Annotated in this window: 16 protein-coding genes and 1 riboswitch; of the genes, 7 read left to right on the top strand and 9 right to left on the bottom strand. The window is 71.4% G+C overall.

Annotated features, from left to right (window positions below; translation table 11 throughout):
* Positions 1–404: 404 nt before the first annotated feature.
* Positions 405–953, bottom strand: a complete 549-nt coding sequence (locus ACZ7M7_RS29140; RefSeq protein WP_369271988.1) for a MarR family winged helix-turn-helix transcriptional regulator — start codon at positions 951–953, stop codon at positions 405–407.
* A gap of 142 nt (positions 954–1,095) precedes the next feature.
* Here ACZ7M7_RS29140 and ACZ7M7_RS29135 point away from each other — a divergent pair, with 142 nt between their 5' ends.
* The gene (locus ACZ7M7_RS29135; protein WP_383617170.1) at positions 1,096–2,370 is read left to right on the top strand and encodes an MFS transporter; all 1,275 of its coding nucleotides are present in this window, start codon (positions 1,096–1,098) and stop codon (positions 2,368–2,370) included.
* A 67-nt stretch (positions 2,371–2,437) separates the two neighbouring features.
* Here ACZ7M7_RS29135 and ACZ7M7_RS29130 read toward each other — a convergent pair whose 3' ends face one another.
* Positions 2,438–4,090, bottom strand: coding sequence for an ATP-binding SpoIIE family protein phosphatase (locus ACZ7M7_RS29130; protein WP_472121691.1), 1,653 nt, complete (start codon positions 4,088–4,090; stop codon positions 2,438–2,440).
* A gap of 193 nt (positions 4,091–4,283) precedes the next feature.
* Positions 4,284–5,663 (bottom strand): NAD(P)/FAD-dependent oxidoreductase, encoded by a 1,380-nt coding sequence (locus ACZ7M7_RS29125; RefSeq protein WP_383617158.1) that lies wholly within the window; start codon positions 5,661–5,663, stop codon positions 4,284–4,286.
* A 383-nt stretch (positions 5,664–6,046) separates the two neighbouring features.
* Between ACZ7M7_RS29125 and ACZ7M7_RS29120 the strand changes: the two genes are divergently transcribed.
* Together ACZ7M7_RS29120 and ACZ7M7_RS29115 are read left to right on the top strand one after the other, a co-directional pair.
* Positions 6,047–6,826, top strand: coding sequence for a TetR/AcrR family transcriptional regulator (locus ACZ7M7_RS29120; protein ID WP_453827232.1), 780 nt, complete (start codon positions 6,047–6,049; stop codon positions 6,824–6,826).
* Positions 6,827–7,134: 308 nt separating this feature from the next.
* A complete protein-coding gene (locus ACZ7M7_RS29115; protein WP_472121687.1) occupies positions 7,135–9,102 on the top strand; it encodes a sigma-70 family RNA polymerase sigma factor in 1,968 nt (655 codons plus the stop codon).
* Between the two features lie 24 nt (positions 9,103–9,126).
* Here ACZ7M7_RS29115 and ACZ7M7_RS29110 read toward each other — a convergent pair whose 3' ends face one another.
* The 3 genes from ACZ7M7_RS29110 to ACZ7M7_RS29100 all read right to left on the bottom strand — a co-directional run bounded on the left by ACZ7M7_RS29110 (position 9,127) and on the right by ACZ7M7_RS29100 (position 15,968).
* A complete protein-coding gene (locus ACZ7M7_RS29110; RefSeq protein ID WP_472121684.1) occupies positions 9,127–12,597 on the bottom strand; it encodes an AfsR/SARP family transcriptional regulator in 3,471 nt (1,156 codons plus the stop codon).
* A gap of 385 nt (positions 12,598–12,982) precedes the next feature.
* A protein-coding gene (locus tag ACZ7M7_RS29105; protein ID WP_472121735.1) for an IS5 family transposase occupies positions 12,983–13,782 on the bottom strand; the annotation gives its coding sequence in 2 pieces (ribosomal slippage) (positions 12,983–13,444 and positions 13,447–13,782; 798 coding nt in all).
* Positions 13,783–13,868: 86 nt separating this feature from the next.
* Positions 13,869–15,968, bottom strand: a complete 2,100-nt coding sequence (locus tag ACZ7M7_RS29100; protein ID WP_472121681.1) for an asparagine synthase-related protein — start codon at positions 15,966–15,968, stop codon at positions 13,869–13,871.
* Positions 15,969–16,714: 746 nt separating this feature from the next.
* On the opposite strand from ACZ7M7_RS29100, the gene ACZ7M7_RS29095 reads away from it, so the two are divergent.
* Positions 16,715–18,139, top strand: a complete 1,425-nt coding sequence (locus ACZ7M7_RS29095) for an MFS transporter (protein WP_383617042.1) — start codon at positions 16,715–16,717, stop codon at positions 18,137–18,139.
* A 95-nt stretch (positions 18,140–18,234) separates the two neighbouring features.
* Here the strand turns inward: ACZ7M7_RS29095 and ACZ7M7_RS29090 are convergent, their stop codons facing one another.
* The gene (locus ACZ7M7_RS29090; protein ID WP_472121677.1) at positions 18,235–19,593 is read right to left on the bottom strand and encodes a histidine-type phosphatase; all 1,359 of its coding nucleotides are present in this window, start codon (positions 19,591–19,593) and stop codon (positions 18,235–18,237) included.
* A gap of 266 nt (positions 19,594–19,859) precedes the next feature.
* Between ACZ7M7_RS29090 and lhgO the strand changes: the two genes are divergently transcribed.
* The 3 genes from lhgO to ACZ7M7_RS29075 all read left to right on the top strand — a co-directional run bounded on the left by lhgO (position 19,860) and on the right by ACZ7M7_RS29075 (position 23,581).
* A complete protein-coding gene (gene lhgO / locus ACZ7M7_RS29085) occupies positions 19,860–21,086 on the top strand; it encodes an L-2-hydroxyglutarate oxidase (RefSeq protein ID WP_472121675.1) in 1,227 nt (408 codons plus the stop codon).
* A 164-nt stretch (positions 21,087–21,250) separates the two neighbouring features.
* Positions 21,251–22,102: a tRNA (guanosine(46)-N7)-methyltransferase TrmB gene (trmB, locus tag ACZ7M7_RS29080; protein WP_472121672.1), complete on the top strand. Its 852-nt coding sequence runs from the start codon at positions 21,251–21,253 to the stop codon at positions 22,100–22,102.
* Positions 22,103–22,243: 141 nt separating this feature from the next.
* Positions 22,244–23,581 carry a PrsW family intramembrane metalloprotease gene (locus ACZ7M7_RS29075; protein ID WP_472121669.1) on the top strand — a complete coding sequence of 446 codons (1,338 nt, stop codon included), beginning with the start codon at positions 22,244–22,246 and terminating at the stop codon, positions 23,579–23,581.
* A 20-nt stretch (positions 23,582–23,601) separates the two neighbouring features.
* Here ACZ7M7_RS29075 and ACZ7M7_RS29070 read toward each other — a convergent pair whose 3' ends face one another.
* Together ACZ7M7_RS29070 and ACZ7M7_RS29065 are read right to left on the bottom strand one after the other, a co-directional pair.
* Complete coding sequence (locus ACZ7M7_RS29070) at positions 23,602–24,546, bottom strand: aldo/keto reductase (RefSeq protein ID WP_472121666.1); 945 nt, start codon at positions 24,544–24,546, stop codon at positions 23,602–23,604.
* A gap of 227 nt (positions 24,547–24,773) precedes the next feature.
* Positions 24,774–25,799 carry a M23 family metallopeptidase gene (locus ACZ7M7_RS29065; RefSeq protein ID WP_472121664.1) on the bottom strand — a complete coding sequence of 342 codons (1,026 nt, stop codon included), beginning with the start codon at positions 25,797–25,799 and terminating at the stop codon, positions 24,774–24,776.
* Positions 25,800–25,810: 11 nt separating this feature from the next.
* Positions 25,811–25,968, bottom strand: a riboswitch (cyclic di-AMP (ydaO/yuaA leader).
* Positions 25,969–26,000: the final 32 nt, after the last annotated feature.

Raw genomic sequence — 26,000 nt, 5'->3', positions numbered from 1 at the left:
CTCAAGGAACGGACGCTTCCTTTGTACTCACCCTCTCGGGCTTTCCTCCGGGCGCTTCCCTTCGGTCTTGCGTTTCCGACTCTATCAGATCCTTTCGGGCCTGACCCCCAGTCAGCGGGGCTTGCCTTCCCGGCCGTTGGGCCGTTCCGACGTCTCAAACCTTAGCGGATCCACTCGGCGATTCCCAATCGGGCCGCCGAGTCCCAATTCGAATTGAATTCGGGCATGCCGAAATCGACCCGGGAGGGAGATCGTGCTGGTGGTTTGGTTTGCCACTTTCGCGGCGGGAGGTGCTGTCGCAGAACCGTTACGGCTCGGTGGCAACCCGAAGAACTTTACGGATCGGCCAGGGGGCTGTCAAGCGCCCCTTGTCAAGATCTTTTGTTGCGCAGGCGGGCCACGCGTCAGTCGAGGTCGCTGAGGCGTCCGCCGGCGTCCGGCTGGGCGTGCTCCACCCTGCGGAGCAGGCGGGTGAGGACCTCGCCCAGCGTGGCGCGCTCCTCCGCCGAGAGGTCCTGGAGCAGGTCCTCCTCGAAGACCGACGCGAGCCGCATCGCCTCCAGCCACTTCTCCCTGCCCTCGGCGGTCAGCTCGACGATGACGCGGACGCGGTTGGACTCGTCCCGCTCCCGGGTGACCAGACCCTCGGCGACCATGCGATCGATGCGGTGGGTCATGGCGGCCGGGGTGAGGCCAAGGCCCTTGGCGAGGTCGCTGGGGCCCATGCAATAGGGGGCGCCGGAGAGGACGAGGGCCTTGAGGACCTCCCACTCGGCGTTGCTGATGCCGAGGGCGGCGGTCTGGCGGCCGTAGGCGACGTTCATGCGGCGGTTCAGGCGGGACAGTGCCGAGACGACCTTCTCGACCTGGGGGTCGAGGTCCTGGAACTCGCGCTGGTAGGCGGCGATCTGTTCTTCGAGTGTCGGTTCGCTGATGCCCGGGGTGTCGCCCATGGGCCGAGTATGGCACGGGCCCGCTTGGCGTTGAAGTCCTTCGATGTGTAGAGTTTAGCTTCGAAGTTTAGGTTCGAAGTCTTCAGATCTGCATCTGAGAGATACGAGAGAGGTGAACGTGACCAGGGCGATGGGCGCAGCGATGCGCCGGATCCACGTGGGCAACGCACTCAGCGCGTTCGGGCTCGGTTTCACCGTCCCCTACCTGTACGTCTATGTGGCGCAGGTGCGGGGGCTGGGTGCCATGACGGCGGGGCTCGTCCTCGCCGTCTTCGCCGTGGCCGCGCTGGTCGTGCTGCCCTTTGCCGGGCGGGCGATCGTCCGGCGGGGTCCGCTGCCGGTGTTGGTCGCCGCCCTGGTCACCGCGGCGCTCGGGGCGCTGAGCCTGGGGCTCGCGGGGAGTGCCGTGTCCGTACTGCTGTCGGCGGCCGCGCTCGGTGCGGGGCAGGCCGTGATGCAGCCGGCGCTCGCGACGATGATCGTCGACTGCTCCACTGCGGAGACCCGGTCGCGGGCGTTCGCGATGCAGTTCTTCCTGCAGAACCTGGGGCTGGGGGTCGGCGGCCTCATCGGTGGTCACCTGGTCGACGCTTCGAGCGTCTCGTCCTTCACTCTGCTGTTCTCGATCGAGGCGGCGATGTTTCTGCTGCTCGTCGTGGTGATGGTGACGGTGCGGATGCCGCGGGCGCCGCGGATCGAGGGGGCGCCGGGGGCTGGGTCCGCCAAGGGGAGCTGGAAGCAGCTGCTCCAGAACCGGGCCATGGTGCAGCTGTCCGTGCTGGGCTTCGTGCTGTTCTTCGCCTGCTACGGGCAGTTCGAGTCGGGGCTCAGTGCGTACGGGGTCGAGGCGGCCGGGGTTTCCACGTCGGCACTCGGGACCGCGCTTGCGGCCAACACCGCGATGATCGTGGTGGCTCAGTTCGCCGTGCTGAAGTTCGTCGAGCGGCGGAGGCGGTCGCGGGTGATCGCGGCGGTCGGGCTCATCTGGGCCGTGGCGTGGCTTGCGGCGGGGTATGCCGGGCTCGGGCACGGTAGCCAGGAGATGGCTACGGCCGCCTTCATCTCCACGTATGCGTTGTTCGGGCTGGGTGAGGCGATGTTGTCGCCGACTGTTGCTCCGCTGGTGGCCGATCTGGCGCCGGAGGGGATGGCCGGGCAGTACAACTCGGCGTTTGCGCTGGTCAAGCAGCTTGCGTTGGCCGTGGGGCCAGCTGTGGGTGGGCCGATGGGCGCTTCGCTGCATGGGCCGTACGTGGTGACGTTTCTGTTGTTCTCGTTGGGGATCACGTATCTCGCTGTGCGGTTGGGGCGGGAGCTGAGTGCGGTGCAGGATCGGCCGTGGGTGGGGAAGAGCCGAGTGGTGGCGCAGGGGACTGCGTCGGCTGCGGGGCAGGCTCAGACACCCGCTTCGGCCTGATCGGCCTCGTCCTCAAACTCCCCCAGAAGGGGCACCCCAGACGGGCTGGACTGCCCGGACCGACGGTTCAGGCAGTCTTCGGCAGTACGAACTCGCACCACACCGCCTTCCCGCCTCCCGGTGTTCTGCGTGAGCCCCAGGCCGAGGCGATGGTTGCGACGATGGCGATGCCTCGGCCGGACTCGTCGGCCGGTTCTGCCCGGCGGCGTCTGGGGAGATGGTCGTCGCCGTCCGTCACCTCGATGATCAGGCGGCGGTCGGTGCGGCGCAGCCGCAGGCGCATGGGCGGGGTGCCGTGTTGGAGGGAGTTGGCGACCAGTTCGCTGGCCGCCAGGACGCCCAGGTCGTGCAGCTCGGGCGGGAAGCGCCAGCTGGTCAGGACACCGGAGGCGAACGCACGCGCGCGGGGGGCCGCTTCGATGCCGCCGAGGAGTTCCAGGGCGGCGTTGCGGAAGAGGTCGCCGTCGGGGCCCGTGCGGGCCGGGTGCTGAAGGACCAGGACCGCCACGTCGTCGTCGTGGTCCGCTGTGACGCCTGCGCTGCGGACGAGGCGGTCGCAGATGACCTGGGGGGTGCCCGTCGCGCCGGCCAGGGCGCGTTCCAGGGAGGCGATTCCCTCGTCCAGGTCCTCGTCCCGGCGTTCCACCAGGCCGTCGGTGTAGAGGACCGCGGTGGAACCGGGGCTCAGGGGGATCGAGCCCGACGCGTGCATCCAGCCGCCGGTGCCTAGGGGCGGGCCGGTGGGTTCGTCTGCGCGTTGAACTGCGCCGTTCTCGTCCCGGACCAGGATGGGGAGGTGGCCGGCCGACGCGTAGATCAGGCGGCCCTCGTTCGGGTCGTGGATGGCGTAGACGCAGGTGGCGATCTGGTTGGCGTCGATTTCTGTTGCCAGGCCGTCGAGGAGCTGGAGCACCTCGTGCGGGGGGAGGTCCAGGCGGGCGTAGGCCCTCACCGCCGTACGGAGTTGGCCCATGACTGCCGCCGCTCGTACTCCTCTGCCCATCACGTCGCCGATGACCAGGGCCGTGCGGCCGCCGCCGAGGGTGATCACGTCGTACCAGTCGCCGCCGACCGCGGCTTCCGTGCCGCCGGGGTGGTAGGTGGCGGCGATGCGCAGATCGTCCGGTTCCTCCAGCTCCTGCGGGAGCAGGGAGCGCTGGAGGGTGACGGCCGTTTCGCGTTGGCGGCGTTCGCTGGCGCGAAGGCGTTCGGCCGCTTCCGCGTGGTCGGTGACGTCGGTGGCGAAGATGAGGACTCCGCCGTCGCCCTCGGTGACGGGCGTGCAGGTGAAGGTGTAGGAGCGGCCGTCGGGGGCCTTGCGGGACTTGAGGGTGCGCGGCTTGCCGCTGCGCAGGACCTGGTCGAGGAGCGGGAGCAGGCCCAGTTCGGCGAGCTCGGGGAGGGCCTCGCGGGCCGGTTCGCCCGGAGGGCGTACGCCGAAGGCCGTGGCATAGGTGTCGTTGACGTACGCGAGGCGGTGGTCGGGGCCGTGGACGAGGGCGACCAGGGCCGGGACGCGGTCGAGGACCTCGCGGACCGGCAGCTCGTCCACGGCGGGGATCGGCTTGGCCTCGTCGGTGAGGTGTTCGGCGCGGGCCGCGGGGACGGCACCCGGGCCCTCTCCTCGGCGGTCCTGGGCGACCGCTGCCGCGGGTTCGGTCCGCGCTGCGGCGCGGCGCTGCGTTCCGGGGAGCCGGGCGCTCCAGCGCGTGAAGTTCACGAATCCTTGCCTCGTGTCGTCGTCTTCGGCCAGCTCCGGACCCGGCCGGGGGTCTGTGGGTGACGCCCCGGGGTTGCGGCACTGTGGGGAGAGCCTTGTGGTCGGGATCGGTTCGGGGATCAGTCTGGCAGTGCGGCCGACCTGGCCGACACCCGTCTGACGCCTGCCCGGTCGGTGGAGTTCCTGGGTCCGGTCAGGACGACCCCTTCGGGTCGTCTTCCGGGTTGAGGGGATGCTTTCCACCGGCCGCGAGTTCGAACTCCGCACGGGGATGTTCGAGTGAACCGAGGGAGACGACCTCCCTCTTGAAGAGCCCGGAGAGGATCCATTCGGCCAGGACGCGGGCCTTGCGGTTGAAGGTCGGCACCCTGCTGAGGTGGTAGACGCGGTGCATGAACCAGGCAGGGTAGCCCTTGAGCTTGCGCCCGTAGACCTGTGCGACACCCTTGTGGAAACCGAGGGACGCGACCGAACCGGCGTATTTGTGGGCGTAGGTCTCCAGCGGTTCGCCGCGCAGGGCGTGCGCGATGTTGTCGCCCAGCACCTTGGCCTGGCGCAGGGCGTGCTGCGCGTTGGGGGCGCACTCCGTGCCGGGCTCGGCGGCGGTGACGTCGGGGACCGCGGCGGCGTCTCCTGCGGCCCACGCGTGCGTGGTGCCCTCGATCGTCAGCTCGGGCGTGCCCTTCAGCCTGCCGCGCTCATTGAGTGGCAGGTCGGTCGCGGCGAGGATCGGGTGGGGTTTGACGCCGGCCGTCCAGACGACCGTACGGGTGGGAAAGCGGGCGCCGTCGCTGAGGACGGCGACGCGGTCCGCGCAGGACTCCAGGCGGGTGTGCAGGCGTACGTCGATGTTGCGGCGGCGCAGTTCGGTGACGGTGTAGCGGCCCATGTCCTCGCCGACCTCGGGCAGGATGCGGTCCGAGGCCTCGACGAGGATCCACTTCATGTCCTCGGGGCTGACGTTGTGGTAGTAGCGCGTGGCGTAGCGGGCCATGTCCTCGAGTTCGCCGAGCGCCTCGACGCCGGCGTATCCGCCGCCGACGAAGACGAAGGTGAGGGCCGCGTCGCGGATCGCGGGGTCGCGGGTGGAGGAGGCGATGTCCATCTGCTCGATGACGTGGTTGCGCAGGCCGATGGCCTCTTCGACGGTCTTGAAGCCGATGCCGTGGTCGGCGAGACCGGGGATGGGGAGGGTACGCGCGATGGAGCCGGGGGCGAGGACGAGTTCGTCGTAGGAGAGCTGTTCGCTGCCCGTGCCCTCCTCCTCGGAGGCGAGGGTGGTGAGGGTCGCGGTGCGCTTGGCGTGGTCGATGGCGGTGGCCTCGCCGATGATGACCCGGCAGCGGGGCAGGACGCGGCGCAGCGGTACGACCACATGGCGCGGGGAGATCGACCCGGCGGCCGCTTCGGGGAGGAATGGCTGATACGTCATGTACGGGTCGGGAGTGACGACCGTGATCTCGGCTTCGCCCCGTCCGAGTTCCGGTTGCAGTCTCCGCTGGAGACGCAGGGCCGTGTACATCCCGACGTAGCCGCCGCCGACAACGAGAATGCGCGCACGTTCCTTCACCATCCCATGACGCACCCGACGCTTGCGTTTGTCCACAGGCTCGACCATTTGTGTGACCGGAGATCGTCGGCGCCGCGATTTGGCCGAATTGCCGGAGTGCGGGGAAGATCCGCAGGTCAGCGAGCATGCGCTGGGGGATCACACGTGGCGCAATCCGGACGTAAACGACTCGTACTCCGATCGAGGGGCGCTCCGTGCGGAACCTGCCCCTTCTGAATTGACTCCCTCTCAACTATGTTCGTGTGTCGACGGGGTGTAGGGGGATGCGCTCATCGGGTCCGTGAGTCACACAGAACGGACTCGTTGTCCGGGCTTGTTCCGCGACGCTCCGGCTTTGCAATGACGGGGAGTCTCCGGGGGGAGACGTCATTACCGGGGGATCGCTTATGCATGTTCAGGATTCTCGATGGTCTTCCGCAACCACCATCACACCGAGTGGCGGGGTGGGCGGCACGATGAGCGCGGCTGCGAGCAACGGACGCGGGGACGCGTCGCGTACGACGCCGCTGCGCGTGGACGCACAGCGCAATCTGGAGCACGTGCTGCGTGCGGCGCGCGAGGTCTTCGGCGAGCTGGGGTACGGCGCGCCGATGGAGGACGTGGCGCGGCGCGCGCGGGTCGGCGTCGGGACGGTGTACCGGCGCTTCCCGAGCAAGGACGTCCTGGTGCGTCGGATAGCCGAGGAGGAGACCTCCCGGCTGACCGACCAGGCACGTGCGGCGCTCGGTCAGGAGGACGAGCCGTGGTCGGCGCTCTCACGCTTCCTGCGCACATCGGTGGCCTCCGGCGCGGGCCGGCTGCTGCCGCCGCAGGTGCTGCGGGTCGGCGTCGCCGAGGACGGCGGCGCGCTCGACGAGGCCCGGGTGCCGCAGCAGCGGATGCAGCCGGGCGTCGGTGAACTGCGGCTGGTGCCCGACCAGCCTGCGGCGGCGCCGGTCGACCCGGTGGACGACGCGGGGGCGGCGGCGCTGCTCGACGTGGTGGGCCAGCTCGTGGAGCGGGCGCGCGCGGCGGGCGAGCTGCGGGCCGACGTGTCGGTGTCGGACGTCCTGCTGGTGATCGCGACGGCGGCGCCCTCACTGCCGGATGCGGCGCAGCAGGCGGCGGCCTCGGCGCGGCTGCTGGACATCCTGCTGGAGGGATTGCGCTCGCGGCCTCAGGCGTGAACCGGGGGGACCCGTAACGCTGTGGCGGTGACCGTGACTGCGAAGGAGTGACTTCGAAAGAGTTACTTCGAAGGGGTGACCGTTCGAGGAAGGTGCCTGCGAGGCGGGGTGCTGCACAGCCTCGCCTCGAACACCACCGCGGTGAACGCTGGTTGAGTCTTCCCCGCAGGGGCGAGGGCCGGTACTGCCTTGCGGGAAGTCCCCACGGACGAGTGGATGTCCGTACGCGTGGGTCCTGACCAAAAGCCAATATGGCACCCTGACCCGGTGTCCGGGACTGGTAGAGCTGGCGGCGGGGGCTTTCCGCGATGAGCGTTGACGGGTGGGACGAGTCACGCGGTGACGGTGACTCGGCGACTCCTCAGGTGCCGAGTCAGGGCGGACGGGCGGACCTCCCGCCGGGCGGCGACCCCGTGGAAGGGCGCCCACAGGGCCGCTCGGAGGGCAGCGTCCCGGCCCAACGCGACCGACGCGAGGACAGCGTGCTGCCTCCGCCCCGCGAGCTGCCGTCCCCCGACCTGCCGACGCGCGAACTTCCGCCGTCGGACGCCGACCTGATCAGTCGGATGCGGTCCGGTGACGACACCGCCTACGAGGAGTTGTACCGGCGCCACGCGGGAGCGGTGCGCCGGTACGCGCGCACCTGCTGTCGCGACGCCCACACCGCGGACGACCTCACCGCCGAGGTCTTCGCCCGCATGCTCCAGGCCGTACGCCGCGGTTCCGGTCCCGAGCACGCCGTACGCGCGTATCTGCTCACCTCGATCCGGCGTGCCGCGGCGGACTGGACGAAGTCGGCGCGGCGGGAGCAACTGGTCGACGACTTCGCGGTGTTCGCCGCGCAGTCCACGCGGGTCGCCGAGGTGTCCGACGACGACACGCTCGACCTGGGCGCGGACGTGCGGGCGATGCACGAGGCCGAGCAGTCCATGGCCATGCAGGCCTTCCGGTCGCTGCCGGAGCGCTGGCAGGCCGTGCTGTGGCACACCGAGGTCGAGGACGAGTCGCCGAGCGAGGTCGCCACGCTGTTCGGGCTCGACGCCAACGGCACGCGTGTGCTCGCCAGCCGCGCCCGCGAAGGGCTCAAGCAGGCCTACCTCCAGGCTCATGTCAGCGCCAGCCTCGCCAGCGACGAGGAGTGCGCCCGTCATGCCGACCGGCTCGGCGCCTACGCCCGCGGCAGCCTGCGCACCCGTGCCGAGCGGGGCATGCGCAAGCACCTGGAGGAGTGCGCCAAGTGCCGCCTGGCCGCGTTCCAGATCAAGGAAGTCGCCGGCGGTATCCCGGCCGTCGTGCCGGTCGCGGTCATCGGCTGGTTCGGCGCCGCCGGGTACGCCAAGGCGGCCGGGCTCATCGCCGGTGGCGCAGGGGCGGGTGCGGCCGGCGCGGTTGGCGCCTCCGCGGCGGGCGGCGGTTCGTCCGGCGGGGCGAGCTCCGGAGGGGGTGCGGCGGCCTCCGAGGGGCTGGGCGCGCCGTTGAAGGCCGGGATCGCGGCCGGTGTGGTCGCCGTGGGCGCGGTGGCGGCGATCGTGCTCGCGCTCGCCGGCAACGAGACGCCGGCCGACAAGCAGGACGCCAAGCAACCCCCCGTGCCCTCCCCCATCGTCGAGGAGACACCGACGCCCAAGCCGCCGGATCGGACGGAGCCGACGGAGCCGACGGAGAAGGAGCCCGCCCCGCAACCACCGGCGATCGTCCCGGCCGACCATCCCGAGGCAACCCCGACACCGGCCTCGCCACCCACTCGCACACCCAGTCCGACGCCCACGCCCTCCCCGACACCGACTCCGACCCCCACACCGACACCCACCCCCACGCCCACTCCGACGCCTCCGCCCGCCCCGGTCGACTACCGGTGGAGCGAGCTGTCGTACGACATCACCGGCGACGGCACCGAGCCCGAGATGCGGATCGGTGAGAGCAGCTGGGTGTGGCAGCGGTACGGCGTGTCGATCGGCGACGAGCGGTACGCGAACGGGGTCACCGTGCACGGCCGGTCCTCCGTCACCATCGACCTCAACCGGGAGTGCTCCGCGTACACGGCGATGGTCGGCGTCGACGACTCGACGCTGGGGCTGGGCAAGTTCCGCTTCTCGGTGTACGCCGACGGCGTCCGGTTGTGGCGGTCCGCGGCCATCGAGGGCGGGGACCCGGCCGTGCCCGTCCATGTGAACCTCACCGGGCGGGAGACCGTCCGGCTGGTGGTAGAGCCGCACGGCGCCTTCGACACCCTGCTGTTGGCGGACTGGGCTGAGTCGAAGTTCAGCTGCGTGTAGGACCGTCCAGCCGGGGGCGCGGGCTTACGGCGCCTGCTCGGCAGGGAGCCGGAGGCCGCGCACGGCCTCGGCGAGGTCGTGCAGGACGTCGTCGTGGGTGAGGGCGATGCCGCGGGTGTACTCGGCGCTGAACCGTTCGGCGCCGAGGGCGGTACGGGCGGCGGTCTCGGCCCGCTCGGCGTGCGCGCGCTCCGGCTGGAGGCGTGGATTGCCACGGCGCCAGTGCTCCGAGGCGGCGAGCAGACGTACCGCGGGCGGGTGGTCGCCGAGGCGGGTCAGCAGGTCCGCGGCGGCGTCCGTGAGCGTCGCGGTGATCACGTCGGCACAGCGCTTCTCCACGGCCAGGCGCAGAGCGTCGACCAGCCGCGGCAGACCGTGCTCCGGGCCCGACTCCGCCGTCACCGTCAGGGCGTCGGCGACGTTCAGCATCACAACGAACTGCGGCGGTGGTGTGGCGTTCTCGGTCTCCACACGTGCCGCTTCGCACAGCTCGCGCGCACGGGCCGTGTCCTTGTCGTCCAGCGCGATCTGGGCGCGCATCAGCAGCACGAACGCCCGTGAGTCCGCCACGCCGTACCGGTCGGCCACGGCGCTCGCCTCGTCCAGCAACGTCAACGCGGCCGTACGGTCGCCCGAGCGGTAGGCGATCTCGGCCAGCCGGGCGATGAGGAACGGGGTCTCGGTGTACGCACCCACCTCGTGGGCGAGGCGCAGCGCCTCCTCGTACTGCCTCTTGGCCTCCTCGAAGCGACCGCGCACCGTGGCCGTCTCGCCGGCCGCGCTGCACACCTGGGCCCGCATCCAACGGTCACCGGCCCGGCGGCTGAGGATCCGCAGCTCCGCGAGGTCGTCGTCGACGTCGGCCATGCCGCCCTGTGAGTCGACGAGCATGTGCGTGCGGAACATCAGGATGCAGCCGACCTCCCAGTCACCGCCGTACGCACGGCAGTTGGCCAGCGCGGCATCCATGACGGGACGGGTGTCCGCCGTCTCGCCCAGGAGGTAGTGGGTCAGCGGCCAGACCATGCCGGGCATGCGGGCCGCCGCCGGGCCACCCCGCGCGAAGTGGGCCCGCACGCGCTCGATGTACTGCCTGCGTCGCGCGTCCTGCCAGTGCTCCACCGGTTCGAACTCGATGGCGAGGAACAGGTGCAGCATGCGCAGGCTCATCCGTGGCACGTGCCTCGGGTGGTGCGCCTGTTCGGCCGGGGCGGCGAGGAGGGCGTCCAGCGGGGCGGCGGTGGAAGCGGTGGGACGGGCAGCGGGAGGGGGGACGGGAGGGTCCGCGGGGGGTGCACCGAGGCCTGAGGCGTCCAGGGTGGCGCACAGGTGCAGAATCCGTTCGACCCAGGCCGCGCCCTCGACACGGTAGTTGCGCAGCCACCAGAACCAGCTCATGGCGAGGGCGATGGCCGTGGCATCCGGTTCGTCGCCTGCCGTGACGGCGTGGTCGAGGGCCGCGCGGATGTTGTCGAGCTCGGTCTCCAAACGGGAGACCCACGGGAGCTGACCGGCGGACCGCAGCAGCGGGTCAGCCTTCTCCACGAGGGCGCGCACCCACGCGCGGTGCCGGTACTCGGCCGCGAGACGCGGCTCGGGGAGCTCGGCGGCGCGCTCGACGGCGTACTCGTGGATGGTCTCCAGCATGCGGTACCGCATGCCCCCGGAGCCGTCCCGCTCGCCCGGGGTGGCCACGATCAGGGACTTGTCGACCAGTGCGCCGATGAGGTCCGCGACCGGACCGGTGCACACGGCCTCCGCCGCCTCGAGGTCCCAGCCGCCCGCGAAGACGGACACCTCACGCAGCACCGTCCGCTCCCACTCGTCGAGCAGCTCCCAGGACCAGTCGACGACCGCACGCAGGGTCTGCTGGCGGGGCAGGACCGTACGGCTGCCGGAGGTGAGGAGGCGGAAGCGGTCGTCGAGGCGGTCGGCGATCTGGCGAGGGCTGAGCAGCCGCAGCCGGGCCGCCGCCAGCTCGATGGCGAGCGGCAGTCCGTCGAGGCGGCGGCAGATCTCCGCGACGGCGTCCTGGTCTCGCTCGTCGCGCAGCACCGCCTCGGCGTCGGGGCGGACGGCCGCGGCGCGCTCCGCGAAGAGGCGGTGCGCCTGGTCGGGGAGCAGGGGCTCGACCGGGCGGACCAACTCGCCGGGGATGCCCAGGGGTTCACGGCTGGTGGCGAGGATCGTGAGGCCCGGGCAGCGGGTGAGGAGGGTCTCGGCGAGGGTGGCGGCTTCGCCGATGACATGTTCGCAGTTGTCAAGGATCAGGAGTTGGCTGCGCGGGGCGCAGTACTCGATCAGCAGGGCGACCGGGTCGTCCTGCGGGGCCGTGAGCTCGTTGGTTATGAGCACGGTCTCGCGCAGACCGAGCGCATTGACCACCGCGCCAGGCACCGCCTCCGGCCGGTCGAGCGGGGCGAGCTCGACGAGCCATGCCTGGGGGAGGCCGGCGGCGGCTTCCTCGGCGAGGCGGGTCTTTCCAGAGCCGCCCGGTCCGGTGAGCGTGACCAGTCGGGCCCTGTGCAATTCGGAACGGATGGCGTCGAGTTCGAGTTCCCGGCCCACGAAAGAGGTGAGGCGGGGGCGGAGGTTGCCGGTGCGTTCGGGGGGCTGGGGGTGGGGTGGAGATGGGGGTGGGGGTGGTGGGGATGCGATGTGCGGGGCGGGTTGCGGCTGGGGCTTTGGCACGGGGTCCGGCAGGGTCTTCGTCGCGACGTTCCGCTGGGGGCCTGTCCGGAAGTCCCGTTGAGACCCCGCCCCCGGTTCCGGGGTCGCCCGTGTCAGCAGCTCTGTGTGCAGGGCCCGGAGTTCCGGTCCTGGGTCGGTGCCCAGGCCCTCGGCCAGGGAGCGGCGGGCGGTTTCGTATGCGGCGAGGGCGTCGGCCGGGCGGTCCGTGTCGCGCAGGGCGCGGATGAGGAGGGCGTGCAGCGGTTCGTCGTACGGGTGTGCCGCGGTCAGTTCCTTCAGGTCGGGTACGGCTTGCCGGCCGAGGCCCAGTCCCAGGTCCGCCTCGATACGCGCGCGGGTCGCCTCCAGGCGCAGGGCCTCCGGGCGGGTGGCGGCGGTGCCGCGGTCGGGGAGGTCGGCGAGGGCTGGGCCGCGCCACAGGGTGAGGGCGGTGCCGAGGGTCCGGGCGGCGGTGGACGGGTCGCCCTCGGTCAGGGCGGAGGTGCCCTGGAGGACGAGGCGTTCGAATACGAAGAGGTCCACGTCGTCCGCCGTCGCCGTGAGCCGGTAGCCGCCGGGCGCGGAGGTGACGGCGTCCTTGCCGAGGGTGCGGCGCAGGCGGGCGATCAGGGCCTGGAGGGCGGCGGGGGCGTCCTGGGGCGGGGTGCCGGGCCAGATCTCGTCGATCAGGGTGTCGGGGGTGGTGAGGTGGCCGGGGCGCATTGCGAGGGCCGTGAGCAGGGCGCGGAGGCGGGGGCCGCCCACGGGTACGACGGTGCCCTGGTCGTCCTCCGCCTGGGTGACGCCCAGGATTCTGTACCGCACCGGGTCATTGTCCCTGGGGTGGGTGGTGGGGGCGCGGGTTTGTTGGTGGCGGGTGTCGTGGTTGCGGTGACCCTTCGGGTGCGGTGGCCCTTCGGGTGCGCGGGAGGGTTCTCGCCCCTGCCGCCCCTACCCTTCCCGTCCTTGAAGGGGCTCCGCCCCTTCGACCCCGGCCCCTGGGGGCTGCCGCCCCCAGACCCCCGCTGTCGGCCTGAACGGCCTCGTCCTCAAACGCCGGACGGGCTGAGATACCCGGACCGGCACCGAGGGAGTGCCGTCAGCGAGGAGCGCAGTCCCAGCGGGTGAGTGGGGGCCAGGGACGGCACAACCTCGCCCTCGAACGCCGGACAGGCTCAAGCACCTGCGCCTGCACCACTAAGACGTCATCTCATTTGGTGAGTCTGCGGTAGCAGATCAGGGTGCAGGCGATGCTGGTGAAGGCCAGGAAGTGGTCGGCTTTGCGTTCATAGCGGCGGTGTAGACGTCGGCATCCGGAGAGCCAGGACATGGTGCGTTCGATGGTCCAGCGGTGGCGGCCGAGTCGTTGCGCGGTCTCGATACCCTTGCGGGCGATGCGATGCCGGATGCCTCGTCCCGATAACCATCGCCGCAGGTGGTTGTAGTCGTAGCCCTTGTCAGCGTGGAGTTTGTCCGGTCTGCGCCGCCGGCGTCCTCGGCGAGAACGGATCGGCGGTATGCCCTTCACCAGTGGGATCAGTGCCTGACTGTCGTGTGTGTTGGCGCCCGAGATGCCGATGGACAGGGGCAGGCCGGTCCGCTCCGTGATCAAGTGGATCTTTGACCCGTACTTGCCCCGGTCTACAGGATTCGGGCCTGTCAGCTCCCCCTTTTCAAGGCCCGCATGTTCACCGAGTCGATCGCGCACCGAGACCAGTCCAACTCGCCTCGGGATCCCAGTTCGTCGAGGACCAAGCGGTGGAGTTTGCCCCACACCCGGGCCTTCGTCCACTCGGTGAATCGCCGGTGAGCCGTCGCGCCGGACGGCCCGAACGACGCGGTCGGCAACTGCTGCCACGTGCAGCCAGAGGTCGCCACGAAGACGATTGCGGCCAGCACTTCGCGGTCGCCGTGCCGACGCCGGCCGCCACCCTGGGGCCGCGACGGTGCCTCCGGCACCACGCGCTGGAACAGCTCCCACAACTCGTCCGGCACCAGCCGCTCAACGATCCTCGCCACGACCGGACAGCTTACCCAGCCAAATGAGATGACGTCTAAGTCACCCGCTGCAGAAGCCGCTCAGCCTCCCCTCACCCCTAAACCGGCCGAACCCCCGCCCCCGCCCCCAACGCCCCCCGCTGCGGCTTGATCCCCGCCGGTACCGCTCGTTGGCGTGCCGGTGTTCCCGTCCAGCAGGTGCCTCGGCGGGCCAGCAGGCGGCGTAGCCAGAGCTCCAGGGAGACCAGGTCCGCCAGGCCGTCCAGGGGTAGTGGCTCGCCCTCGGCGGCGGCGCGGAGGGCCTTGCGGACCACTCGGGCTTCCACCAGGCCCGCCTGGGCCAGGAGGGGGGTGCCGAAAAGGGTCATCAGGGAGTCGGCCGACACGCGCAGACCCGTCCTCGCGGCGACGGCCGCCGACGCGTGGGACGGGGCGCCCCAGCCGGGTGGGAGGTCGGCCACGCCGGCGCCCTCCAGGACCGTGCGCAGGATCGCGGCGCGGGCGCCGGGCTGGACGCGCAGTGCCTCCGGGAGGGCTCGGCAGGCGCGGACGACCTGGTTGTCGAGGAACGGGGCGTGCAGGCGCTGGAAGCGGATCTCGGCGGCTTGTTCCAGGACGCGCAGGTCCGACGAGTGGCGGGCCAGGGCCGCACGCGCGCGGTAGTCGCCGGGGCGTTGGCCGGGGCCCACGCCGTTGCGGCTCGTCGCCGTCTGCAGGCGAACCGATACTTCAGCCAGCGCCTCGCCGGTCAGCCAGCGTGCCGCCGGGCCCGGTCTGGCCCAGGTGAGCGCGGCGAGCGACGCCCCTACGGCACCTCCGGGTTCGTCGAAGCGGCGGTCCATCAAACGGGCGGCAAGGGTCTCGACGCCCGTGCGGTACGGCGTACGGGCCAGCTTGCGCGCCGCGCCGTACACGCGCGCGGGGACCAGCACCGAGCCGTCCGCCTTGGCCAGGGCCGCGACCGGGCGGACCAGGTGGCGCCGCTTGCGGTCCATCAGGAGGTCGGCGAGGCGGGCCGGATGGGCGTCCAGGACCTGGCGGGCGCCGTAGCCGGTGAAGTGGTCGGCGCTGCCGGACGCCAGGCGCGCGCGGTGCCTCGCGGCCGTCACCAGGCTCGGGCCGGGCTCGTCCGTCAGCGGGCCGTCCAGGTCGGCGTACGGCAGCGTCTCCTCGCCACCGGCCACCACCACGTGGTGCAGGCGCGGGTTGGCCGCCAGCGTCCCCGCTCGTTCCAGCTCGGCCTCACGGCCGCCGACCGCGAGGTCGTTGAAGGTGACCGCCAGGAGGCGTTCCCCCGCGCCCGTGCCGTGCCCCAGGACCGTGCCCGGCATGCCGGGCAGACCGGCGGCCAGCAGCGCCAGGGTGCCCGACGCGGGACCGCCGGACAGGTCGGCCCCGATGCCCGGAACCGGCATCCCGCGCGCGGCACGCCGCTCGGCCGGGCCCATGCCGGGTACGGGCCCTGGGTCTATGTCGGCGCCGGGGACATGACGGGGCGCGGACAGACGCGCGCGTACCGCCTCCACCAGGGCGTCCCGTACGGCGTCCACCGCGCTGTCGGGGTCGGCCGTCGGCGCCGCCACCGCCAGCGAGGCGACCGGCTCGTACCCGGCGATCTCGCGCGCCCCGGTGCGCAGGATCAGCGCATGCCCCGGCGGAATGCGCCGCACGCCGTCGTACGGGGTGGAGTCGTGCAGGGCCGCCGGTACGTCGGGGGCGGCCAGCAGCGCGGCGAGGTGCCCGAAGTCGAGGTTGGCCTCGATGAGGTCGGCGAGGGGCAGCGCGGCGGTCGCATAGGCCGTACCGCCCGCCCAGGGGGTGTAGAACACGGGCCGTGCGCCCGCCAGGTCGCCGCACACCATGACCCTGCGGCCGACCTTCACGACGGCCGTGTAGCTGCCCGACCAGGCCGTCAGATGCCGAAGTGCCCCTCCGCGCGCGGCGAACAGACCGAGGCGCAGCTGTTCGTCACTCGCCCCGCAGGTGCCCAGTACCGCGATCCGGGTCTGCGGGTCGGCCTTCACCACGCGCACCTCGTCGGGGCGCCAGTCGCCGACCGCCCACAGCGGATCGGGGTCGCCCCACAGGAGTTGGGAACCGACCGGGTGCACGGTCTCGCCGTCGCTTCCTGTCGCCCCCGCGGAGCCGATGCCGGCGGCCACCGCGGTGGTGCTGCTCCATCCCACCAACCACCGCATCGCCGCCTCCACAGGCTGTGGACAACCAGTGCACCGTACGAACCGGTTCACCATGCTGCCATGAAGGAGGCGTGCCGGAGCGGCGGCGGAGCCGCTCGAGATCCCGGAATTGCGCCCGTGAGGGCGCCCCCGCATCGACATGAACGCGCCGGGACGCGGTCCGAACTCCCGGGTGGAGCAAGGCGATCGGGCGACTTGGCAGAATGTCCGCGACCACTCCTGCGACGCGAATGCGCCCCCGATACGCTCCCTGAAAACGCCCTTCGCGCCCTCAACTCCCATGGTCGGAGCGGTAATCACCCGCGAGAGGCGGGGTCGCTTTTCGGCCAAATAAGCGTCGCAAGGACAGGCTCGCGCACGCTCCGTACAAGTCCTGCGCACTACTCGGCGTACTCGTCGTGCGCGCAGTCCGGGGAACGGAGTGCGCCCCCCGGACCGTTCCGCCGCCCGCGGGGATGGAGGCGGCGGAATCCCCCAGCCCACTGGATCCAGTACAGCGGGCCGACCCACGCAGAAGCCATGGAACCGCTCCCCCGGTGGCTGGAGAAGAGCGCACGGACGGGCGCACAGCCACACAGTGGGAGCACGTCACAACTGTGCGTAGGGGGTGCGCACTTGAGTGCGGACCACAATCCCGCCATCCGGAAGAATGCCCCTTAACGCTTGGGATGCGGCGAACTACGCTGGGTTTACGAATGCCGCGTGGTTATGCCAGCGCGGCAGCCGTCTGTGTCGAGGGGTGGCGCATGTCCAGGGAGCAACGCGGGCCGAACGAAAAACTCGGCGCCGTTCTCGCCCTCGCGGGAATCAGCAATGCAGGACTCGCTCGACGCGTCAACGACCTTGGCGCTCAGCGAGGCCTGACTCTTCGCTACGACAAGACATCGGTGGCGCGCTGGGTGTCGAAGGGCATGGTGCCGCAGGGTGCGGCGCCGCACCTCATCGCCGCCGCCATCGGCCAGAAGCTGGGCCGCCCGGTGCCGCTCCACGAGATCGGCCTGGCGGACGCGGACCCCGCACCCGAAGTGGGCCTCGCCTTCCCCCGGGACGTCGGACAGGCGGTGCGGTCGGCGACGGAGCTCTACCGTCTCGATCTCGCCGGGCGCCGTGCCGGTGCCGGCGGCATCTGGCAGTCGCTGGCCGGTTCGTTCGCAGTGAGCGCGTACGCAACGCCCGCCTCACGTTGGCTGATAACCCCGGCCGACACTTCGGTGGCGCGTGAGGTGAATCCGTCCGAGAGCTCCGGCGCACCGCTCAAAGTCGGCCACAGCGATGTGCAGAAGCTGCGGGAGGCCGCCGAGGACGCCAGGCGCTGGGACTCCAAGTACGGAGGCGGCGACTGGCGTTCGTCCATGGTGCCCGAGTGCTTACGGGTGGAGGCGGCGCCGCTGCTGCTCGGCTCGTACTCCGACGAGGTGGGCCGGGCGCTGTTCGGGGCGAGCGCCGAACTCACCCGCCTCGCCGGGTGGATGGCCTTCGACACCGGGCAGCAGGAGGCCGCGCAGCGGTACTACATCCAGGCCCTGCGGCTCGCCCGCGCGGCGGCCGACGTACCGCTGGGCGGATATGTCCTGGCGTCGATGTCGCTCCAGGCGACCTACCGGGGCTTCGGCGACGAGGGCGTCGACCTCGCCCAGGCCGCCCTGGAACGCAACCGTGGCCTCGCCACGGCCCGCACCATGAGCTTCTTCCGCCTCGTCGAGGCACGCGCACACGCGCGCGCGAGTGACGCGCAGGCCGCCGGCGCGGCCCTGAAGGCGTCGGAGGGCTGGCTGGAGCGGTCCAGGGAGGGGGACAACGACCCGTCATGGCTCGGGTTCTACTCCTACGACCGGTTCGCCGCGGACGCCGCCGAGTGCTACCGGGACCTGAAGGCACCGCGTCAGGTGCGGCGGTTCACGGAACAGGCGCTGTCGAAGCCGACGGAGGAGTTCGTGCGCTCGCACGGACTGCGGCTCGTCGTCTCGGCGGTCGCCGAACTGGAGTCGGGCAATCTCGACGCGGCGTGCGAGCAGGGCGTACGAGCGGTGGAGGTCGCGGGGCGGATATCGTCCGCGCGCACCACCGAGTACGTGAAGGACCTGCTGCACCGCCTGGAGCCGTACGGCGACGAGCCGCGGGTGGTCGAGCTGCGGGAGCGGGCGCGGCCATTGCTCATGGCGCCGGCCTAGACGGAGATCTCCGGCACGCGCGCGCGTGCGGAGCCTGCTGCGGCGGCTCGGAAGACCCGAGCCGCCGTCGCCTCCGCCCTGCCCGAGCCGGGCCGCTAGGACGCGCCGTTCGTGCGCCCGAAGCAGCGCTCCAGCTCGTCGAGCTTGTAGAAGGTGCTGCCCTTGGCGATCGGGCGGCAGCCGGCCTTGAAGGCGGTCTCCTTCTCGTTGTAGAGCATCCGCACCAGGTAAGTGCCGCCCTTGCGGAAGACGTCCCACTGGACGTTCGAACCGAGCGGCGCCACGGATGCGCCCCGCCAGGCGTTGTCGGCGTAGGTGTACGGCCGCTCGGCGGTCGCGCCCTTCGTGCTGCCGGGCAGGCCCATCAGCGCGGCCAGCGGGATGATCTCCTCGGCGTGGGTGAAGCGCAGCTCGGCGCCCAGGTCACCGGTGCCGGCGCGCTTGGCCTCGACCTGCTTGAAGAAGTCGTCGAGCAGGACGTCCGCCATCTTGTACGTGATGTCGCTGCCGGTGAAGCCGGGTCCCTTCTCGTAGAAGTCCTCGACGTCGCTCAGGTACCCGAACCAGGCCGTGTCCCACTTGCCGATGAACCGCTCCATGCCCCAGCCCTTGCCGCCGGGGCTCTCGTCGCTCATGGCGGGCGCGATGGCGTACAGGTTGTGGACGGCGGTGGCGGCGGCAACGCGGTCGTCGTCGGAGAGCTGGTCGACGAAGGCGCCCTCGAAGAGCTTCTTCAGTACGTCCCGGGCGGCGCGGTGGGTGGTGGGCTGGTCCGTGAGGGACTTCAGTGTGCTCGCAAGCCGCTGGTCGTTCGCGATGTAGTCCCGGTAGGCCGCGCCGCCGGCCGCCTTGTGGAAGTACAGGAGGTCGACGTCCGTGCGGGTCGGGCCGATCAGCGGCTTCAGGGCGGAGTCGGTGCCGGCGAGCGCGGCGGCGTACAGGTTCGCGCTGTCGACGGCGCGGCCCTGCCCCGAGCTGACGACGTCGATCTTCTCCTTGGCGCCGGCGATCTGCTTGAACAGCCCCGGCAGCCGCTGCGCCATCCGTACGGCCGTGTCCTGGATCTCCCGCTTACCGCGCCCGCTGAGGTCGCCGTGGCCCACGGTGCTCATGGCCTCCTGCAGCGCCTGCACCCTGGGCCCGAACTGCCTGCCCTTCGCGGTGAGCGCGCCCGCGGCCTTCGCCTTCTGCCACAGCGCGAGGACCAGGTCGGCGTCCTCGCCGTCGGTCGCGGAACGGGAGCCGTGCCGGGAGACGTTCTCCGTGAAGACGGGCGTGAAGCCGGCGGGGGGTCGCTGGTAGGTGCGGGGGTTCTGGCCGGGGACGTACGTCGCCTTGGTGCCGTAGCTGTCCTGGGTGCCGGTGTTCTTGGCGCTGTCCGTGGCCGCGGCGGCCGGGGTGGCGGCCAGAAGGGCGGCCAGGCCGAGGGCCAGGATCGGGGGGAGGCGCCTCATGGCTGTGCCGTTTCGTTCAGGGCCGCTGCATCGCACCGAAGCGGCAGACCGGATGACTGCCGCATCGTCGAAGCGGTGCATGAACTTCCCGTGGCTGGATCACGGCTGTTCGGTGGCCGGATTTCCCGCCCTTGCCAAAGGTTCCCCCTCGGAATCGCCACGCCGAGGTGCGCGAGGATCGCATCCGGGTCGGGCCGCGCCGGTCCCCCGGGTTTGAGTGCGTTGTCAGTGGCGCAGTGCATTATCGAAACCGGGAGGTGGAGCAGGTGCGGGCGATCGCTTACGACTGTGACGTGCTCGTGGTCGGCGGTGGGATCGTCGGGCTGGCCACGGCGTTCGCGATCACGCGTGCCGCGCCGGGGACGCGGGTGACCGTGCTGGAGAAGGAGCCGGGTCCGGCCCGGCATCAGACGGGGCGCAACAGCGGGGTCATCCACAGCGGGATCTACTACCGGCCGGGGTCGCTGAAGGCGCGGTACGCGGTGCGGGGTGCCGCCGAGATGGTCAAGTTCTGCGCGGAGTACGGCGTCGCGCACGCCGTCACCGGCAAGCTGATCGTCGCGACGGAGCGGGCCGAGCTGCCACGCCTGCACGCACTGGTGCAGCGCGGGCGGGAGAACGGCATTCCGGTAAGGGAGCTGGGCGTCGCGCAGATCGCGGAGTACGAGCCGCAGGTCCGGGGGCTCGCGGCCATACACGTCGGGACGACGGGCGTCTGCGACTTCGTCGGGGTCGCGCGGCAGCTGGCCGAGGCGTCCGGCGCGGAGATCCGGTACGGCGCGGAGGTCGAGCGCGTCGACCGGCGGGCGGACCTCGGGGTCGCCGTGCGCACCACGCGCGGGGACGTCGTGCGGGGACGGGTGCTGGTGAACTGCGCCGGGCTGTACTGCGACGAGGTGGCCCGGATGACGGGGGACGAGCCCGGGGTGCAGATCGTGCCGTTCCGGGGGGAGTACTACTCGCTGGCGCGGCCCGAGCTGGTGCGGGGGCTGGTGTATCCGGTGCCGGATCCGGCGTTTCCGTTCCTCGGGGTGCACCTCACGCGCGGGATCGACGGGGATGTGCACATCGGGCCCAACGCGGTGCCGGCGCTGGCACGTGAGGGGTACGGATGGGGGGTCGTCCGGCCGCGGGAGGTCGGGGCGACGGTGGCGTGGCCCGGGGTGTGGCGGATGGCGCGGCAGCACTGGCGGTACGGGGCCGGGGAGCTGCGGCGGTCGGTGTCGCGGGGGGCGTTCACGGAGGCCGTGCGGAGGTTGTTGCCTGCGGTGACCGCGGAGGATCTGGTGCCGGCTCCGGCGGGGGTGCGGGCGCAGGCGGTGTTGCGGGACGGCGCGCTGGTGGACGACTTCCTGATCCGGGAGGGGGCTCGGGCCGTGCATGTCCTGAATGCGCCGAGTCCGGCGGCGACGGCTTCGCTGCCGATCGGGCGGGAAGTGGCACGGCGGGCCTTGGCGGTACTGGGGCGCTGCGCTGAGGCTGGGGTGGGGTGATTTCGGCCTCGCCGCCCCTGCCCTTCCCGTCACTGGGGGCTGCCGCCCCCAGACCCCCGCTTCGGCCTGAACGGCCTCGTCCTCAAACGCCGGACAGGCTGGAATGCCCGGACCGGCGCCAGGCGGACCCCGCCTCTCCGGCTCCCCGTAAAATCGTTCCCACTGTGTCTGACTCCCTCAACGCCCCCGAAGCCCCCCAGCCCGGCACCCCGCATCAGTCCGAGGCCCCCGGCGAGCACGTCGGTCATCATCCCGGTGTCTCCGTTCGGCACACCCGGGCCAAGGGGGAACCCCGGTTCCCGGACGGGCCGAAGGCCGATCCGGCCGGGTCGCACTTCGAGCGGCGGATTCGGAGTTTCCAGCCGCGGCGGAGCAGGGTGACCGCGGGGCAGGCGGACGCGTTGCAGCGGCTGTGGCCGAAGTGGGGGCTCGACATCGACGGGCAGTGCGTCGTCGACCTCGCCGAGCTGTTCGGGAACGACAACCCCGTCGTGCTGGAGATCGGCTTCGGGATGGGGGAGGCGACCGGGCAGATGGCCGGTGCCGACCCCGGCACCAACATCCTCGCCGTCGACGTCCACACCCCGGGGCAGGGCAACCTCCTCAACCTCGCCGACCACAACGGGCTGAACAACGTCCGTGTCGGCAACGGCGACGCCATCATCCTGCTCCGCGAGATGCTCACCCCCGACTCGCTCGACGGGCTGCGCGTCTACTTCCCCGACCCGTGGCCCAAGAAGCGGCACCACAAGCGGCGGCTCATCCAGCCCGAGTTCCTCAGCCTCGCCGCGACCCGGCTGAAGCCCGGCGCGCTGGTGCACTGCGCCACCGACTGGGAGCCGTACGCCGAACAGATGCTCGAAGTGCTGACCGCGCACCCCGACTTCGAGAACACACAGGCGGACGGCGGTTTCTCGCCCCGTCCGGAGTTCCGGCCGCTGACCCGTTTCGAGGGCCAGGGACTGGACAAGGGTCATGTGGTGAACGACCTGCTCTTCCGCCGCGTACAGCGGTAGGAGCAGCCGGAACCACAGCACCAGCACCAGCACCAGCACCAGCACCAGCACCGACCAGACCATCGACAGCAAACCCCACCGGCGCCCGAGCCCTCCTCGCGCTGCTGCGGGCGGCGCCCCTGCCTCGTTAGGGTCAATGCCGTGGCCACCTGTCCCCCGTACCCGACGCACCCCACCGGTCCCACCGGCGGCGCACTGCGGCACGCGCACTGGTGGCAGAAGCGCTGGGTGCGTTACGGCGCGCTCAGCACCCTGCTCGCGCTGTCCGGGCTTGTCATCCTCGCCCTGGTGCGTGAGCAGACCGGCACCGAAGGGTTCCTGGTCGGGCTCGGGCTGGCCGTCCTGCCCGTACCGCTGCTGGTCGCGTCGTTCCGGTGGCTGGACCGGGTCGAACCGGGCCCCTGGCGCAATCTGCTGTTCTCCTTCGCCTGGGGTGCCTGCGCGGCGGCGCTGATAGCGATCGTCGCCAACAGTTTCGCGACCCAATGGATAGCGACCGCGACGGCCGATCCGTCGCACGCGGACACCCTCGGCGCGACCGTCATAGCGCCCGTGGTGGAGGAGATCGCGAAGGCCGCGGCCGTCCTGCTGGTCTTCCTCTTCCGCAGGCGGGACTTCACCGGCATCGTCGACGGCGTGGTGATAGCCGGCGTCACCGCCACCGGCTTCGCCTTCACCGAGAACATCCTCTACCTCGGCACCGCCTTCGGCACCGACCAGCTCTCCGGCGACCGCGGCATCGCCTCCGTCACCGCGGCGACCTTCTTCGTCCGCGTGATCATGTCGCCCTTCGCGCACCCGCTCTTCACCGTCCTGACCGGCATCGGCTTCGGCATCGCCGCACTCTCGGGCGAGCGGCAGCACATGCGGCGCGTCCTCCTCCCCCTCTCCGGGCTGCTGCTCGCCATGGGCATGCACGCCCTGTGGAACGGCTCGTCGTCCTTCGGCGAGTGGGGCTTCTTCGCGGTGTACGCGGCCTTCATGGTGCCCGCGTTCGGGCTGCTGACCTGGCTGGTGATCTGGACCAGGCAGCGCGAGCTGAGGACCGTGCGCGAGGAGCTGCCCGCCTACGTCGTCACCGGGTGGCTGTCGCCGAGCGAGCCGTACGCACTGGGCTCGATGCGGGACCGGCGGGTGGCCCGGCAGTACGCGCGCCGCCACGGCGGGCGGTCGGCGGCGCGGGCCGTGGCGCAGTACGAGGCCTACGCCACGTCGCTGGCGTTCCTACGGCACCGGGGGCGCCGCGGGCGGGCCGACGCCGACTTCGTCGTACGGGAACGGGAGTTGCTGCAAGAGCTGTGGCGACGCCGGGAGGTCGCGCGGCCGGCACTGGAGCACGCGGTGACCGCGGCACAGGCCTGGCCACCGCCACCGGCTCACGGGTACGGGGCGCCTGGTCACTGGCAGCCGCACGGGAACGGGTACGCGGGGTACGGGGCGACCACGCCCTACCCCGCGTACAACCCCTATCGGACGTGACCGAGCGGGGGCGGGGCGAATCAGGCCGACGCCGCCGTGAGCCTCTCCAGTTCCCCGTCCGTCAAAGTCAGCTCCCCCACCCCGAGCAACGCCGGAAGCTGCTCCGGCGTCCGTGCCGAGGCGATCGGGGCCGACACCGTGGGCCGGGCCGCGAGCCAGGACAAGGCCACCGTGGCCACCGGCACCTCGTGGGCGGACGCGATCTCGTCCAGCACGGCCAGCACCCTGCGGCCCCGCTCGGTCTGCGCGTGCCGGCCGGCGCCCTGGGCACGGGGGCTGTCCACAGCCGTACCGGCGCGGTACTTGCCCGTGAGGAACCCGGCGGCCAGGGCGTAGTACGGGACCGCCGCCAGGCCTTCCCGTTCGGCGAGGTCCTGGAGTTCGCCCTCGTAGGTGTCGCGGGAGACCAGGTTGTAGTGGGGCTGGAGGGCGACGTAGCGGGCCAGGCCTTCGCGGTCGGAGAAGGCGAGGGACGCCTCCAGCCGCTTCGCCGAGATGTTGGAAGCGGCGATGTGCCGCACCTTGCCCGCCTTCACCAGCTCGTCCAGCGCACCGACGATCTCCTCGACCGGCACTTCCGGCTTGTCGAAGTGGGTGTAGTAGAGGTCGATGTGGTCGGTGCCGAGGCGGCGCAGTGAGGCGTCCGCGGCCGCCTTGATGTTGGCGGCGGTGAGGCCCTGGAAGTCGGGGTGCTGGCTGACCTTCGTGGCGATCACGACGTCCGCCCGGTTGCCGCGCGCCTTCAGCCAGTTGCCGATGACGGTCTCGGACTCGCCGCCCGCGTTGCCCTCGACCCACGCCGAGTACGAGTCGGCCGTGTCGATGAAGTTGCCGCCCGCTTCGGTGTACGCGTCGAGGACGGCGAAGGACCGGGGCTTGTCGGCGGTCCAGCCGAAGACGTTGCCGCCGAGGCAGAGCGGGAAGACCTCGAGGTCGGAGGAGCCGAGCTTGCGCAGAGAAGTCATGCTCGACACCAACGTCCTTCAGGGAGGCTGATCTTCCGGTAGGGGCGCAAAATTCCCGTAAACAAGCGGACCCCGGTACTCCGGACCGGCAGCCCTGACGTCGGGGGGACGCCGTCAGGACTGCCGGGGATCAGGACAGGATCGCCGGGGAACAGGTGTGGACGGACTTCAGCCGGGAACTCCAGTAGGACAGCTGGGAACTTCAGAAGGACGGAGGCCGTAACACCTCAGGGCGTGAGTCCCTTGCCGCGCAGCCACGCCAGCGGGTCGATGCCGCTGGAGCTGCCGTCGGGGTGCACCTCGAGGTGGAGGTGGGCACCGGTCACGTTGCCCGTGGCGCCCACGCGGCCGATGACGTCACCGGTGTTGACCTTCTGGCCGACGCTCACGCTGATCGAGGACTGGTGCGCGAACCAGACCTCGGTGCCGTCGTCGAGGGTGAGCTCGGTCTTGTAGCCGTACGAGCCGTCCCAGCCGGCGAACGTGATCGTGCCGCTGTGCACGGCCTTGATCAGCGTGCCCGAGGGCGCGGCGAAGTCGAGGCCCGTGTGGTAGCCGGAGGACCAGTAGGCGCCGGCCTGCCCGAAGGTCGAGGTGAGGGTGTACGAGGAGGTCGGCAGCGTGTACTGCTTGGCCAGCTCGGCGAGGCGCTCGGCCTCGGCCTTCTGGCGGGCCTCCTCCTCGGCCTTGGCCTTCGCGGCGGCGGCCTTGGCCTCGGCTTCCTTCTCCGCCTTGGCGGCCGCGTCGGCGGCCTCCTTCTCGGCGGCGGCGACCGCGGCTGCGGCGGCCTTGGTGTCGATCTGGTCCTGCTGGTACTCGGCCTGCGCGATGATCCGGCTCCGCAGCGCCTCACCGGCGTCGGAACCGCCCTGAGCGGTCTCGTCGTAGGTCTCGCCCATGGTGCTGAGCGCGGTGGCCGCGTCCTCGGCAGGCTCGGAGGAGTCGTCCGAGATCAGGGGCAGGTCCGGCATGGTGATGGCGACCGGCGGCTTGCCGCTGTTCGCGCTGGCCATGCCGCCCGCGCCGACGGCGGCTATGACACCGACGCCGAGAACCGTGGAGCTGCGGGCGAGTCCCCCGCCGCGCTGCTTGGAGACGCGATGCCTGCCGCGAACGGGACGAAGGGACTCCGCGGTGGGGTTCCACTCCTCGAACGGGCCCTCGTCGGTGCGGTTGCGGTCGTAGCCGAAGGTGTCGGTGCTGCGCTGACTCGGCACGAACGGGGCTTGCGGGGCAGGCCGGTTGGACGCCACGTGGGCGTACTCCTTTCCTTCCTTCTCGCCTACCGGGTTAGCTGACGGGTTCGGAGCAGGAAGGTCTCCTACGCGCGTATACCGCCCGTGAGTTCACGGTGGTAGTTGCGCGATTCACCCCAAGGTGGTGGTTCCCCGGTTCCCTTTCGAGATTCGGCGCGTGCGCACGGAGCCGCCTCTTGTGACGGCTGGGACGACCGC

The organism is Streptomyces sp. NPDC111606 (genome assembly GCF_055656945.1).
The sequence above is the reverse complement of the archived record's forward strand: the minus strand, read 5'-3'. Positions and strand labels throughout refer to the sequence as shown.

Bases quoted from the DNA above. Each gene is read 5' to 3' on its own strand.
- ACZ7M7_RS29140 (WP_369271988.1), bottom strand. From the start codon at position 953: ATGGGCGACACCCCGGGCATCAGCGAACCGACACTCGAAGAACAGATC.
- ACZ7M7_RS29135 (WP_383617170.1), top strand. From the start codon at position 1,096: ATGCGCCGGATCCACGTGGGCAACGCACTCAGCGCGTTCGGGCTCGGT.
- ACZ7M7_RS29125 (WP_383617158.1), bottom strand. From the start codon at position 5,663: ATGGTGAAGGAACGTGCGCGCATTCTCGTTGTCGGCGGCGGCTACGTC.
- ACZ7M7_RS29120 (WP_453827232.1), top strand. From the start codon at position 6,047: ATGCATGTTCAGGATTCTCGATGGTCTTCCGCAACCACCATCACACCG.
- ACZ7M7_RS29115 (WP_472121687.1), top strand. From the start codon at position 7,135: ATGAGCGTTGACGGGTGGGACGAGTCACGCGGTGACGGTGACTCGGCG.
- ACZ7M7_RS29100 (WP_472121681.1), bottom strand. From the start codon at position 15,968: ATGCGGTGGTTGGTGGGATGGAGCAGCACCACCGCGGTGGCCGCCGGC.
- ACZ7M7_RS29095 (WP_383617042.1), top strand. From the start codon at position 16,715: ATGTCCAGGGAGCAACGCGGGCCGAACGAAAAACTCGGCGCCGTTCTC.
- ACZ7M7_RS29090 (WP_472121677.1), bottom strand. From the start codon at position 19,593: ATGAGGCGCCTCCCCCCGATCCTGGCCCTCGGCCTGGCCGCCCTTCTG.
- ACZ7M7_RS29070 (WP_472121666.1), bottom strand. From the start codon at position 24,546: ATGACTTCTCTGCGCAAGCTCGGCTCCTCCGACCTCGAGGTCTTCCCG.